This window comes from Mesorhizobium ciceri biovar biserrulae, assembly GCF_001618845.1.
GTDB lineage: Bacteria > Pseudomonadota > Alphaproteobacteria > Rhizobiales > Rhizobiaceae > Mesorhizobium > Mesorhizobium ciceri.
The window spans coordinates 3,813,887-3,827,414 of record NZ_CP015064.1 but is presented as its reverse complement, the minus strand read 5'-3'; the positions used below and the strand labels follow the sequence as shown (position 1 = coordinate 3,827,414).

General features: G+C 63.3%; 14 protein-coding genes. 8 read left to right on the top strand and 6 right to left on the bottom strand.

All coding sequences use genetic code 11. The features are described 5' to 3' along the window. The first annotated feature begins 1 nt into the window (after nt 1). The 3 genes from ettA to A4R29_RS17915 all read left to right on the top strand — a co-directional run bounded on the left by ettA (nt 2) and on the right by A4R29_RS17915 (nt 3,726). Nucleotides 2-1,651: an energy-dependent translational throttle protein EttA gene (ettA, locus tag A4R29_RS17925; protein ID WP_013530923.1), complete on the top strand. Its 1,650-nt coding sequence runs from the start codon at nt 2-4 to the stop codon at nt 1,649-1,651. A gap of 43 nt (nt 1,652-1,694) precedes the next feature. After that, nucleotides 1,695-2,462 carry a trans-aconitate 2-methyltransferase gene (gene tam / locus A4R29_RS17920; protein WP_027160655.1) on the top strand — a complete coding sequence of 256 codons (768 nt, stop codon included), beginning with the start codon at nt 1,695-1,697 and terminating at the stop codon, nt 2,460-2,462. Nucleotides 2,463-2,604: 142 nt separating this feature from the next. Next, nucleotides 2,605-3,726, top strand: a complete 1,122-nt coding sequence (locus A4R29_RS17915) for a beta-ketoacyl-ACP synthase III (protein WP_063172502.1) — start codon at nt 2,605-2,607, stop codon at nt 3,724-3,726. Between the two features lie 10 nt (nt 3,727-3,736). Here the strand turns inward: A4R29_RS17915 and A4R29_RS17910 are convergent, their stop codons facing one another. After that, nucleotides 3,737-4,303: a methyltransferase family protein gene (locus A4R29_RS17910; RefSeq protein WP_024501491.1), complete on the bottom strand. Its 567-nt coding sequence runs from the start codon at nt 4,301-4,303 to the stop codon at nt 3,737-3,739. A gap of 198 nt (nt 4,304-4,501) precedes the next feature. On the opposite strand from A4R29_RS17910, the gene A4R29_RS17905 reads away from it, so the two are divergent. Continuing rightward, nucleotides 4,502-5,119 (top strand): MOSC domain-containing protein, encoded by a 618-nt coding sequence (locus A4R29_RS17905; protein WP_013530927.1) that lies wholly within the window; start codon nt 4,502-4,504, stop codon nt 5,117-5,119. Nucleotides 5,120-5,166: 47 nt separating this feature from the next. Here the strand turns inward: A4R29_RS17905 and A4R29_RS17900 are convergent, their stop codons facing one another. Then, nucleotides 5,167-6,006 (bottom strand): SDR family oxidoreductase, encoded by an 840-nt coding sequence (locus A4R29_RS17900; RefSeq protein ID WP_013530928.1) that lies wholly within the window; start codon nt 6,004-6,006, stop codon nt 5,167-5,169. A gap of 129 nt (nt 6,007-6,135) precedes the next feature. Beyond that, nucleotides 6,136-7,101: a D-amino acid aminotransferase gene (locus A4R29_RS17895; protein ID WP_013530929.1), complete on the bottom strand. Its 966-nt coding sequence runs from the start codon at nt 7,099-7,101 to the stop codon at nt 6,136-6,138. Nucleotides 7,102-7,258: 157 nt separating this feature from the next. On the opposite strand from A4R29_RS17895, the gene A4R29_RS17890 reads away from it, so the two are divergent. Continuing rightward, complete coding sequence (locus A4R29_RS17890) at nt 7,259-7,762, top strand: hypothetical protein (protein ID WP_063172501.1); 504 nt, start codon at nt 7,259-7,261, stop codon at nt 7,760-7,762. Nucleotides 7,763-7,768: 6 nt separating this feature from the next. Here A4R29_RS17890 and A4R29_RS17885 read toward each other — a convergent pair whose 3' ends face one another. Together A4R29_RS17885 and tsaA are read right to left on the bottom strand one after the other, a co-directional pair. Next, entirely contained in the window at nt 7,769-8,083 is a 315-nt protein-coding gene (locus tag A4R29_RS17885; RefSeq protein WP_013530931.1) for a DUF2293 domain-containing protein, read from the bottom strand. After that, complete coding sequence (gene tsaA / locus A4R29_RS17880; protein ID WP_082827436.1) at nt 8,080-8,616, bottom strand: tRNA (N6-threonylcarbamoyladenosine(37)-N6)-methyltransferase TrmO; 537 nt, start codon at nt 8,614-8,616, stop codon at nt 8,080-8,082. The genes A4R29_RS17885 and tsaA overlap by 4 nt, the downstream gene beginning before the upstream one ends. 122 nt (nt 8,617-8,738) lie before the next feature. On the opposite strand from tsaA, the gene A4R29_RS17875 reads away from it, so the two are divergent. Both A4R29_RS17875 and metF read left to right on the top strand, forming a co-directional pair. Next, the gene (locus A4R29_RS17875; RefSeq protein ID WP_024501485.1) at nt 8,739-9,761 is read left to right on the top strand and encodes an ArsR/SmtB family transcription factor; all 1,023 of its coding nucleotides are present in this window, start codon (nt 8,739-8,741) and stop codon (nt 9,759-9,761) included. Beyond that, nucleotides 9,758-10,675, top strand: coding sequence for a methylenetetrahydrofolate reductase [NAD(P)H] (metF, locus tag A4R29_RS17870; protein WP_024501484.1), 918 nt, complete (start codon nt 9,758-9,760; stop codon nt 10,673-10,675). Before A4R29_RS17875 ends, metF begins: the two co-directional genes overlap by 4 nt. Before the next feature lie 439 nt (nt 10,676-11,114). On the opposite strand, the gene A4R29_RS17865 is transcribed toward metF, so the two are convergent. Next, complete coding sequence (locus A4R29_RS17865; protein ID WP_024501483.1) at nt 11,115-12,032, bottom strand: DMT family transporter; 918 nt, start codon at nt 12,030-12,032, stop codon at nt 11,115-11,117. A 208-nt stretch (nt 12,033-12,240) separates the two neighbouring features. On the opposite strand from A4R29_RS17865, the gene A4R29_RS17860 reads away from it, so the two are divergent. Then, nucleotides 12,241-13,461 carry an alanine racemase gene (locus tag A4R29_RS17860; RefSeq protein WP_063172499.1) on the top strand — a complete coding sequence of 407 codons (1,221 nt, stop codon included), beginning with the start codon at nt 12,241-12,243 and terminating at the stop codon, nt 13,459-13,461. Nucleotides 13,462-13,528 lie beyond the last annotated feature (67 nt).

Genomic DNA, 13,528 nt, shown 5'->3' with positions numbered 1-13,528 from the left:
CGTGGCACGCCAGTTCATCTATCACATGGCCGGCCTCAACAAGGCCTATGGCACCAAGAAGGTGCTCGAGAATGTCCATCTCTCCTTCTATCCGGACGCCAAGATCGGCATCCTCGGCCCCAACGGTTCGGGCAAGTCGACGATCCTCAAGATCATGGCCGGGCTCGACAAGGAGTGGAACGGCGAAGCGTGGCTCGCCGAAGGCGCCACTGTCGGCTACCTGGCGCAGGAGCCGGCGCTCGATCCGGACAAGACCGTGTTCGAAAACATCATGGAAGGCGTCGCTGCCAAGACCGCCATCATCGAGCGCTACAACGAATTGATGATGAACTATTCCGACGAGACGGCCGACGAGTCGGCCAAGCTCCAGGACGAGATGGACCGGCTCAACCTGTGGGATCTCGAACAGCAGGTCGAGATGGCGATGGAAGCGCTGGGCTGCCCGCCCAAGGATTCGGAAGTCACCAAGCTGTCGGGCGGCGAACGCCGCCGCGTCGCACTTTGCCAGCTTCTGCTGCGCCAGCCCGACCTTCTGCTGCTCGACGAACCGACCAACCATCTCGACGCCGAAACCACGGCATGGCTGGAAAAGCATTTGCGTGCCTATCCGGGCGCCGTGATGATCATCACCCACGATCGCTACTTCCTCGACAACGTCACCGGCTGGATCCTCGAACTCGATCGCGGCCGCGGCATTCCCTATGAGGGCAACTACACCAAGTACCTCGAAGCCAAGGCCAAGCGGCTCAAGCAGGAAGGCCGCGAGGACGATGCCCGCCAGCGCGCCATCGGCCGCGAGCGCGAATGGATCCAGTCGAGCCCGAAGGCCCGCCAGACCAAGTCCAAGGCGCGTATCCAGGCGTTCCAGGACCTTTTGGATGCAGCCGACAAGCGGCGTCCGAGCGATACGCAGATCGTCATCCCGCACGGCGAGCGGCTCGGCAATGTCGTGATCGAGGCGGAAGGCCTGTCGAAGGGCTTTGGTGACACGCTGCTCATCGACGGCCTGGAATTCAAGCTGCCGCCCGGCGGCATCGTCGGCGTCATCGGCCCGAACGGCGCCGGCAAGACGACACTGTTTCGCATGATCACCGGCCAGGAAAAGCCGGATGCGGGTTCTGTGCGCGTCGGCGAAACGGTGAAGCTCGGCTATGTCGACCAGAGCCGCGATGCTCTCGATCCGTCGAAGACGGTGTGGGAAGAGATTTCCGGCGGCGCAGAAGTGGTCAAGCTCGGCAAGTTCGAGGCCAACACGCGCGCCTATTGCGCGTCGTTCAACTTCCGTGGCGGCGACCAGCAGCAGAAGGTCGGCAACCTCTCCGGCGGCCAGCGCAACCGCGTGCATTTGGCCAAGATGTTGAAGACCGGCGGCAATGTGCTGCTGCTCGACGAACCGACCAACGATCTCGACACCGAAACGCTGGCCGCGCTCGAAGACGCGCTGGAAAATTTCGGTGGCTGCGCGGTCATCATCTCGCACGATCGCATGTTCCTCGACCGCTTGGCGACGCACATCCTCGCCTTCGAGGGCGACAGCCATGTCGAATGGTTCGAGGGCAATTTCGAGGATTACGAGCAGGACAAGATCCGCCGCCTCGGGCCGGATGCCGTCAACCCGCACCGCATGACCTACAAGAGGCTGACGCGGTAGGGGGTTTTCCGGGCGGCGATCTCAACCGGCATGAGGAGCTCAAATGGCTGATTGGTCCGCCGCCCAATATCTGAAATTCGAGGACGAACGCACGCGGCCCGCGCGGGATCTTGTGGCGCAGGTGCCCGTCGACTTTCCACGCCGGGTCGTCGACATCGGCTGCGGGCCGGGCAATTCGACCGAACTGCTCGTCGGGCGCTGGCCGGATGCTGGGGTGAGCGGCTTCGACACTTCGCCCGACATGATCGAGAAGGCGCGGGCTCGCTTGCCCGAGGTCACCTTTGATCTGGCCGATGCCTCCACATGGCAGCCGGCGGAGCCGGTCGACGTGATCTTCGCCAATGCGGTGTTCCAGTGGCTGCCCGAGCATCCCGCAGTCTTCCAGCGGCTGATGGGTTTCCTCGCGCCAGGCGGCGCGCTGGCCGTCCAGATGCCCGACAATATGGGCGAAGACTCGCACCGCCTGATGCGCGAGACCGCCGCCGAAATGCCGTTTGCCGAAAAGTTCAAGGGCGCGGCACGCGGGCCGTTGCCGCCGGTGTCGTCCTACTATGACCTCCTGTCGCCGCTCAGTGATCGGCTGGATATCTGGCATACCATCTACAACCACCCGCTTGCCGACGCGCAGGCGATCGTCGAATGGGTGAAGTCGACGGGCCTGAAACCGTTCCTCGATCCGCTGGATTCCGACGAACGGGCGATGTTCCTCGAAAGCTACACGGCCAAGATCGCCAAGGCCTATCCGAAAACGGCTAGCGGTAAGGTGCTTTTGCGCTTTCCACGCATCTTCATCGTTGCCAAGCGGGCCTGATTATCCATGTTGCACGAGGACCAGTCCGGCCTAAACCTTTGGTTTAAGCCGGCGTAAACCGCCGCGGTGAGAAAACTGTTGCGCCGGAGCGTTCCGGCGCCCACATGAAGCCCGCAACGCCTGCGGATGGGACGGACTGGACATGCATCGCGTCATCATCAGCGGCATCGGCGTTGAAATCCCTGAAGCCACAATCACCAATGAAGAGCTGGTGGCCAGCTTCAATGCCTGGGTCGACGCGGAGAATGCGCGCCGCCTGGGCACCGACGAGCCGCCACTGGCGAAATCGGATAGCGACTTCATCGTCCACGCTTCGGGTGTGCGCACCCGTCATGTGATCGAGCGCGAAGGCATTCTCGATCCGACCCGCATGTCGCCGCGCATTCCGGCTCGGCCCGACGATGCGCTGTCGCTCGAAGCCGAGTTCGGCATCGCCTCGGCGAAGAAGGCTCTCGAGCATGCGGGGCTACAGCCGTCGGATATAGACCTGGTGATCTGCTCGGCCTCGCATCACCAGCGGCCCTATCCGGCGATCGCCATCGAAATGCAGGAGGCGCTGGGCACCAAGGGCGCAGGCTTCGACATGGGGCTCGGCTGTTCTTCGGCGGCGGCGGCCTTGCACATCGCCGTCAATTTGGTGCGGTCCGGCGCGCACAAGCGCATTCTGGTGACGACGCCCGAGATCATCACCGGCCATCTCAATTTCCGCGACCGGCAGACGCATTTCATTTTCGGCGACGCTTCGGTGTCGATGGTGGTCGAAGGCCTGGCCAAGGGCGACAAGCGGCCGGGGCGCTTCGAGGTGCTCGACACGCGCATCTGGACGCAGATGTCGAACAACATCCGCACCAATCTGGGCTACCATACCCGCACCGCCCAGGATGATCCTTACATGATCAATCTGGAAGGCAATCTGATCAAGCAGGTCGGCAACAAGGTGTTCAAGGAAGTCACCGTCGCCGGGCAGAAATTCATCGTCGAATTCCTCGCCGAGCACGGGCTGACGCCGCAGGCGATCAGGCGCTTCTGGCTGCATCAGGCCAATGCGCGGATGAATGCGATGATCCTGAAGCTGTCGTTCGGCCACGAGGTCGATCACGACCGCGCGCCAATGGTGCTGGAGCGGCTGGGCAACACGGCGGGCGCCGGGGCCATCGTCGCGCTGGCGGAGAACCACGCCGACATGAAGCCGGGCGATTTCGGTCTGATCTGCGCCTTCGGCGCGGGCTATTCGATCGGCGGCGCGCTGCTGAGAATGCTTTGAGGCTGCCGCGTCATGCTGGTGCGAACGGCACCAGCATCGGAACGCGCGCGGCATAGTCGTCATAGGCGCTGCCCAGTTCGCCGCGCAGGAAATTTTCTTCCAGCCTGGCTTTCGTCACGATGCCGATGATGAGCAGCGCGGTTCCGGCTATGCCCCAGACGGTGCCCTTGGCCGCCATGGTGGCGAGGATCGCCAGCAGCAATCCGGTATAGATCGGATGCCGGACAAGGCCATACGGGCCGGTGTTGACGACACGGTGCCCGGCCTTGGCGGTGATGGTGCCCGACCACAGCCTGCCGAGATGCAGGCGCGCCCACCAGGCAAAGGCGATGCCGATGGCGATCAGGGCGACACAGATCCAGGCTTCGGGGAGATCAGGCATCCACAGCCTGAGCCGGCCTTCATAGCCGTGCGCCGGAATGAACAGCAGCACCGCGCCGGCTATCCAGAGACCCCGATAGCGGGCCTCCGCCTTGAACCCGGCGCGCTTCTGGGCAGGGTCGGACCACAAAGCGGCGACGGCCCAGCTTCCTGCCCAGATCAACCAAAGCAACGTGATTGCCGTCACAGGTCGCATTGATCAGCCTCCGCAAACCGTCTGGACGTCACTATGAAACCGGCACCGCGCGCCGGCAATGCGGTGCGAGATCGATGACAGGTAAGAAAAGCGTGATCGCGATCCTATCGGTGCTGTTGATCGGACGATCAGCACTTTCGACTGGACGCCGCGAAGCGCGCCCGGCTAATTCGCTGGATGACGAATAGAAAGAACGCCATGCCGGATCTCTTCCCCGAGGCTGAAAAGCCGGTTGAAATCATCGCCGCGCGAAAGCTTGCCGCCAGGGCGGCAGCGCTTTACGTGGCGTCGGCGGACCATTTTCAGACGCGCCCGGTGGACGAATTGCGGCTGGGTTTCGACGGCATATCAGGCGATTTCCATGCTGGACCGACGCGGCGCTCGGGCGGGCGCGAGCCCTGGTATCCGCGCGGCACTGAAATGCGCAACGAGCGGCAATTGTCCATCGTGGCAGCGGACGAGCTGGCGGTTGTCGCCGAGCGCATGGGCCTGGCCGAGATCAAGCCGGAATGGATCGGCGCCAATCTGGTGATGGAAGGGGTGCCGAACCTCTCCATGCTCCCGTCCGGCACGCTGCTGTTCTTCAAGGGCGGCGTGACAGTCAAGGTCGACGCGCAGAATGGCCCGTGCCGCATCGCCGGCCGGTCGATCGCGGAGAACGCCGGAATGGCCGACGTCGAAGCCGGCGCGCTGCTGTTCCCGAAAGCGGCGAAGCGGCTGCGCGGCATTGTCGCCTGGGTAGAGAAGCCAGGCACGGTTAGGGCAGGCGAAGAGATATCGCTGCGCGTGCCGGAGCAGTGGATTTATCAAGCCTGAGGGCCGGCTACGCCGCCCATGGAGCGGCGCAGCAAAAGCGCTGGACTTCAGCCCTTGCGGTTCTTCTTCACGCCTTGCGCCATGATGGAAACGTCGTCCCACTTCTCCCAGGTGGCAATGCGGTTGGCGTATTCCTGCTTGATCATCGGCAGGCCGCCATCGCCGAAGAACACCCGGAGCGGTGGCTCGGCGGCGTCGACAATGGCCAGCATGGCCGGCCCGGTGGCGTCTGGATCGCCGGCGACCGAATTGGCGCGGCGCTCGGCCATCTTGGCACGGGCGGGCGCATAGGCCTCGATCGGCTGGGACACCTTGGCCGACGGCCCGGCCCAGTCGGTGGAGAAACCGCCCGGCTCGACCAGCGTCACATGGATGCCGAATTCCGCGACCTCGATGCTGAGCGACTGGCTGAAGGCCTCCAGCGCCCATTTCGAGGCGTGGTAGAGGCCGAGCGAGGCAAAGGCATTGACGCCGCCGATCGACGAGATCTGGATGATGTGGCCGGAACGCTGTGCCCGCATGATCGGCAGTGCGGCCTGAGTGACCCACAGAGCGCCGAAGACATTGGTTTCGATCTGGTCGCGAGCTTCCTGTTCGCTGACCTCCTCGATGGCGCCGAAATGGCCGTAGCCGGCATTGTTGATGACGACGTCGAGCCGGCCAAAACGCTTGTGCGCCTCGGCGACAGCGGCATCGACGGCTTTCTTGTCGGTGACGTCGAGCTTTATCGCGGCAACCCTGTCGCCGTATTTCTCGACGAGATCGGCGAGCGTGCCGGCATCGCGGGCGGTGGCCGCGACGCTGTCGCCACGCGCGAGTGCGGCCTCGGCCCAGACGCGGCCAAAGCCTTTCGACGATCCGGTGATGAACCAAACCTTGTTTGTCATGATCTTGGAGTCCTTGCCCCTGCGGGCGTGATTTTGGATGAAAGCGGAGGCTTCTCCGCTTTCGGGCATATACGGTCGATCCTCTGATTTTCCAGAGGCGACGGGAATCTTTTGACAAAGACGCCTGAATTATCGGGGATAATTCACCTGAGACGACCAGGCCGGGTCATCGTGCTTTTGCCAGTAGCGCGCCATCAGCCGGCTGGTGATCGGTCCGACCTTGCCATTGGCGATCGCCGCGCCGTCGATCTCCGTCACCGGCATGATGCCGCCCGCAGTGGAGGTGATGAACACCTCGTCGGCCTCGCGCAATGCGGTGACGCTGACATCGGTCGCCGTGGCGGCAAGGCCTTCTTCTGCACAGAGATCGAAGACGGTGCGGCGGGTGACGCCGGGCAGCACGCCGGTGGCCGGCGTCGACAGTTTGCCGTCCTTGACGCAGAAGACGTTGAAGCCCGGGCCTTCGGCGACATTGCCGTTGAAGTCGAGGAGCAACGCGGTCTCTGCACCGCGGTCATAGGCATCGTAGAGGCCGCGCACCAGATCGAGCCAGTGGTAATTCTTGATCGCCGGGTCGATCGAGGCCGGCGGAATACGCATCTTGTCGCTGATGGCGACGCGCAGACCGCGCTGCAGCTGCTCGGCGTTGGCGACCGAGCCGAACGGCACGGCGAAGGCCATGAAGCGGTTGACCGCCTGGCGCGGGTCGCGGCTGAAGGTCGGCGAGGCGCCGCGCGTGCACAGCATCTCGACATAGGCGGCGCGATGACCGGACAGCGCCACGCAATTGTGCAGGATTTCGGTCACGCCGTCGCGGTCGAAGGGAATGGTCATGCGCAGCTTTTCCAGCCCGCCGAGGAAGCGGTCGAGATGCAAATCGAGGCGGAAGAAGCGGCCGTTCCAGACATGCACGGTGTCGTAGGTTGCGTCGGAATGCAGAAAACCCCAGTCCAGCACCGAGATCTTGGCCTGCGACATCGGCAGGTATTGGCCGTCGAGAAAGGCGATGCCGTCGGGGTAGAAATGCGGGTCGACATGGTGGTCGCCAACCACGGGCAGTTGCTTCTCGTCCTGTGTCGTCGCCGTGTGGCTCATCGGGGCCTCCTGTCACGCAAGGCGAGTCAGCAGGCTATCGGCGCAGGGCAGAACGCATAGAGCCACCCGCCCGGTGCTGTTCGGCCTCGATGACGATCTCGCCGATACATTGGATCGGAATTGCCTTAGATTGCGCGCTCTGAACGGGAGGGGGAAGATGGGCAGGCTTGGGGCCGTCATAGCAGCCATGACGATGTTCGCCGCCGCGGGCGAAGCCAGCGCCCAGTGCGCGCGCGAAGGCGAGGAATTGTGCCAGGGCGGGCAGACCTACCGCTGCGAGAAAACCGGCAGCGAATTGACACCGATCTTCCAGAACCTGCCTTGTGCGGTGAACGTTCCGTCGCTGAGCGGCACCTGGGTCGGCAGCGGCCATCAAAGCCCGGCGGGTGACGCCGGGGCCGACTGGCCGATCGCCATGACCATCAACGATGGCAGCGCGTCGATCGACTATCCGTCACTCGGTTGCGGCGGATCGCTGTCACAGACGTCCAGTGACGGCATTTCGGCGGAATACCACGAGAGCATCACCTACGGTCAGGACAAATGCATCGACGGCGGCAACATCGCCGTCAGGTTTTTCAAGGAAAATCTGTCCTGGACCTGGATCGGCCAGGCCGATGGCCAGCCCTATAATGCGGTCGCAGTGCTTAAGCGGAAGTAGCCGTGGTCATTCCTCCTCGTCATCCGCGTCGAGCAGGCGCGTCGCGCGCCAGCGAGTGAGCACGACGTTGGTCTGCTCGATGACGAAGAAACGCGCCGAGTCGCGGTCGTAACCTTCGCTCAGCAGTTTCTCGTAATCTGTGTGCATGTGGCGGATATGGGCAATCGTCGCCAGCCATACGGCGATGCCTGGTGGCAAGGTCTTCATGTGGACCGCGCCGGCGTCGCCGCGGATCTTCTCCATGTCGGCATAGGGTGCCAGCGGCAGAAGTGCTGTCAGCGCCTTGGCGATGGCGCGGCGGCGACCGGTGGGCGCCGTCATCGCCGACCCCCGGGCTCGTCGCGCCCTTCGATGGTCGCCTCCGGTATAGCGTCGGTCGAGGCGAAATAGGGTTTTATGTCGATGACCGGCGTGCCGTCGAGCACATCGATGGCGTCGAGGTCGATGCGGCCGGTATTTTGGTCAAGCCCGACGAGCCTGGCCACATGCAGCCCGATTGGGTTGGGGCGGGCAGGGGAGCGCAGCGAAAATACGCCTTTTGCTTCGGCCGCATGGCGTGGTTTCTGCACAATCAGGTCCCGCGGCGCGTGATGCAGCCAGGACAGGATGATGACGTGGCTGGCGCGCTCCAGCCCCCGTAAGCCATTTCGGTAGGGCGCGTCGATGGTCAGCACTGCCTTCTGTCCGGTCTCGCGCGCGGCGCGCATGTTCTTCGGGCAGGTTTCGCGCGTCGTCCACGGCGAGGCGATGCGGCCGATGAAGACGATGCCGTCATCCGGCGGCATCAGGGCGGGATCGTTTTCCAGCCTCTGCTCGCCTTCGCGCGCCTCGAACATCTCACGCGGTCCAGTCATGGCCCATGTCTCTTAAAACGCCACACAAGCGGCATTTTCTTGTCCGGAAGCGACATAGCGCTTGCAAGGTTTCGAAAACTGACATAAACATATGTTTATATCTTTTCAAAGAGAATACGCTGATGCATGTCTCGCTCGACACCATGGTGGATACGTTGAAGGCGGCGGCCGAATCCAGCCGATTGCGCATACTGGCACTTCTGTCGCGCGGTGACCTCACCGTTTCCGATCTTACCGAAATTCTCGGCCAGTCGCAGCCGCGCGTTTCGCGGCACCTGAAGCTGCTTCTGGAGGCAGGGCTGATCGGCCGCTACCAGGAAGGGTCCTGGGCCTTCTTCCGCCTGTCGGATGCGGATTCCGCGCGTGACTTCGTCATGGGCCTGGTTTCCGGCATTCGCGGCGCCGATCCGCAGGTCGAGCGCGATCTTGAGCGCCTGGCCTCGGTCAAGCGCAAGCGGCAGGACCGGGCGGTCGAGTATTTTTCCGTGAATGCGGCAAGCTGGGACCATATCCGCTCGCTTCATGTGCCGGACCGCGCCGTCGAAGCCGCAATGCTGAAACTGGTCGGCAAGCGGCCGTTCCAGTCGATGCTCGATCTCGGCACCGGCACCGGGCGGCTGCTCGAAATCTTCTCGCCGCTCTATCGGCGCGGTGTCGGCATCGACATGTCGCGCGAGATGCTGACCGTGGCGCGCGCCAATCTCGACAAGGCCGGCGTTTCGAACGCGCAGGTTCGGCAGGGCGACATCTTCGCGCCGCCGGTCGAGCGCGATGCCTTCGATCTCGTCACCATCCATCAGGTGCTGCACTATCTCGACGATCCCGCCCGCGCCATCCACGAGGCGGCGCGGCTTTTGCGTCCGGCAGGACGCCTGGTCATCGTCGATTTCGCGCCGCATGCGCTGGAATTCCTGCGCGAGGAGCATGCGCATATGCGGCTCGGCTTTTCCGACCGGCAGATCGCCGACTGGTTTTCGGAAGCCGGCCTCGATCTCGAAGATTCCCAGGAGTTCGAGCCGCGCGGTGGCAATGAGGCGAGGCTCACCGTGAAACTCTGGCTCGGCCGCGATCGGCGCCTGCTGATTGCCGATCCTTCCAACGACACAAGGCAGGCCAAAGCGAACTCGATGGGGGAAATCGCATGAACCAGTTCCGCTTTTCCCGCCGCCCCGACATCGGCGACAAGGTCAGGGTTTCCTTCGAATTCTTCCCGCCGAAGACGGACGAGATGGAAGCGAGGCTGTGGGAGACGGTCACAAGGCTGGAGCCGCTGAAGCCGAAATTCGTCTCGGTGACCTACGGCGCCGGCGGCTCGACACGGGAGCGCACCGCCCGCACCGTAAAACGCATCCTGACGGAAACCGGTATTCCTGCAGCGGCGCATCTGACCTGCGTCGGGGCAACGCGCGACGAGGTCGATGCGGTCATCCGGGATTACAAATCGATCGGCATCAACCGGTTCGTGGCGCTGCGCGGCGACCCGGCCTCCGGCGTCGGCGAGCCCTACCGGCCGCATCCCGGTGGCTACGAGAATGGCGCGGAACTGGTCGCCGGGCTCAAGACGATCGCGGATTTCGACATCTCCGTCGCGGCTTATCCGGAAAAGCATCCGCAAAGCCCCGATTTCGCCACCGACATCGAGATGCTGAAGCGCAAGGTCGACAATGGCGCGACGCGGGCGATCACCCAGTTCTTCTTCGACAACGATCTCTACGAGCGCTATGTCGAGCGCGTTCGCCGCGCCGGCATCTACATCCCGATCGTGCCGGGCATCCAGCCGGTTCACAGTTTCAAGCAGGTCGCGAACTTTTCCGCGAGGGCGGGCGCGCATGTGCCCGGCTGGCTGGCGGAGCGTTTCGAAGGCCTCGACAAGGACCCGCAGACGCATGCGCTTGTGGCATCGGCGGTGGCAGCCGAACAGGTCATGGACCTTGTCGAGCGCGGTGTCGGCGATTTCCACTTCTACACCATGAACCGCGCCGATCTGGTCTTTGCCATCTGCCATATGATCGGTATTCGCTCGCACGAGGCGGCGGCCGCCGGATCAGCCGCGGCATGAGGTCGGGCTCAACAACAAAAGGCCGGGAAAAACCCGGCCTTTTGAATTGGTTGGACTATTTGGGTGCTGGTCTTCCCCGCTTTGGCGGTCAGGGAAGGAAGCCCATAATGAGGGCTCCGATAAAGGCGAACGCAGCACAGATCATCAATGCGTTGATAGGCCTCGTAAGTCCCATGACATAGCCTCCTCTTAAAGAGCTATGTCATGGAGTCTAGGTTCATTTGTGCCACAGGCAAGCGGAAAATGTGCTGCATTGCGACGTGATTGTGAAATCCGCGACATGTCTTTTGCCGTTAGGCTTTGAAACTCCTAGGCAAATACCGACTTCAGACCTGTGAATAAAATGTGGCCGGCTCGTGTCGCTGCCGTGTCATGGCAGCGCTACCGCCGCGAAAGGCGAATTCGACTTTCGCGGCGATGTGGGGGTTCAAAGGACGCGCTAACGTCTTCCAAGGACGCGCCCGTCGATGGTGATGAGGCCGAGCGCGATCAGCACCACCCCGCCGATTTCGAACAGCTCCAGCCGCTCGCCTAGGAACAGGAAGCCGAGCAGCATGGCGCTGGCCGGCACGACAAGCGTGACCAGCGAGGCGTTGGTAGCGCCCGCCGAGGCGACGAGGTTGAAATAGAGGATGTAGGCGACGGCTGTGGACAGAAGTGCCAGCGCCAGCACCGCCGCCCAGACCGGCGGCGAGGCCGAGAACAGGCCGGATGGGCCGTAGGTGAAGAGCACGATCGGGATCATGATGATGGTCGAAGCGGTCAACTGCCCGGTGGCGACGACCGGCGAGGGCACGCCCTTGAAGCGGCGGGCGACCATCAGCGCAATGCCATAGGACAGCGAAGCGCCGATCAGCGCGAATTTGGCCCAGACGGGGCCGCCGAGCCCGGCAAGCAGGCCGGGGCCGATCATGACGGCCGTACCGGCGATGCCGAGCGCAATGCCGGCGAGCTTGTTCCAGGAGAGCTTTTCGTCCGATGTCAGCGCATTGGCGAGGATCAGCGTCCAGAACGGCGTCGTGGCGTTGAGCACCGAGGCGACGCCGGCGCCAAGCTCCGTCTGGCCGGCGAAGATCAGCGAAAAGGGCACGACGTTGTTGGTGAGCGCCAGCAGGAAGAACAGGCCGGCATGGGGAAGGGCGAGGCGGAAGGACGGGCCACGCAGACCGAGATAGATCTGCAGCGCGATCGCCGCGATGGCGACGCGAAACAGCACCAGCACCAGCGGATGAAGTTCCGCCACCGCGATGCGGGCAAAGAAGAACGAGCCGCCCCAGATCGCGCCGAGCAGCAGGAGCTGCCCCCAGTCCTTGAGCACCATCGGCCCGCGCGGTGCTGATGTCGCGGCTATTGTCATGTGAGTCGCCCTCCCAGACGGCCTGAATGCCAGTCAGTCAGGCAGAAGCCATATCGGACTCAGTGACAAGAGCCACCCGAAACCTGATCGCTGGCAAGCGTTGCTGGCAAAGACCTAGCGCCCCAGCGTCAGCCGCACGAGACACAGAATTGTTTTCATTAGCCGCTAGCTTGGATTAATTGTGCGCAGCCGAAGTGAGGATTCGTCCATGCAGCGATTCGAGAATGCCCGCGAGGCGGCACTGGCGCTTCGTCCGGACGATCCGGTCTATTGCTTCCGCCCGCAAGTGCTGATGGCGGATGCCAGGCAGTTCATGGGCATGTTCCCCGGCAAGACCGCCTATGCGGTCAAGACCAATGGCGAGCAGATCGTGCTGAAGACGCTGGTCGAAGCCGGCGTCAAGGCTTTCGACGTCGCTTCGCCGGGCGAGTTCGCCGCCGTGCGTGCCGTTTCCCCCGATGCCGAGATGCTCTACATGCACCCGGTCAAGGCGCAGTCGGACATCAAGCTGGCGCTGGAGAAATACGCCATCCGCGTCATTTCGCTCGATCAGGAGGACGAGATCACCAAGCTGACGCGAGTGGTGCGGGCTCTCGACATCGATCCGGGCTCGATCAGCGTGTTCGTGCGGGTGCAGACCAAGGGGCATGCCGCCTACGAACTGTCGAAGAAGTTCGGCGCCGGGCCGGCCTATGCCGTCGAGCTCGCGGAGCGGCTGAACCGTACCGGCTACAAGGTCGGCCTGTGCTTCCATGTCGGCAGCCAGATCGAGGATCCCGACACCTATGAGCGGGCGCTGGCTTCCGCCGACTGGGTGCGCAACCGGCTGACCTTCGATATTGCCGGGCTCGATGTCGGCGGCGGTTTCCCCGCCGAATACGGCCACGACCCCAATCGCAAGCAGATCGAGATGCCGTCGCTTGGCCAGATCATGTCGCGGCTGTCGGGCGATCTGAAAGAGTATCAGTTCGACCAGATGCCGCTGGTGGCTGAGCCCGGCAGGGTGATCGTGGCGCGCTGCCTGTCGCTGATCGTGCGGGTGTTGCTGCGCAAGGGCAAGCGGCTCTACATCAATGACGGCATCTGGGCATCGCTGTCGGATTCATGGACCGGCAAGATCACGCTGCCGGCGCGCTTCATTCCCGACCCGGCGATCCGCTCGCGCAATGGCGAGGAGAAGAACATCGTGCCGTTCAAGGTCTGCGGCGCGACCTGCGATTCCGTCGACATCCTGTCGCGGCCGTTCTGGCTGCCGGAAACGGTCGATACCGGCGACTGGATCGAGATCGGCCATATCGGCGCCTATTCGCTGTCGCTGAGGACCCGCTTCAACGGCTTCTATCCCGACACCTTCGTCGAGGTGACGACGCCGTTCGACGAGGGCGACGCGCCACAGGGGTTTGCCAGTTTGGAGACGATGGCGGATTGAGGGGAATAAGGCAGTAGGGGAATAGGGGAATAGGGGAATAGGGGTGGCGGCAGTCACTGCTTCGGGC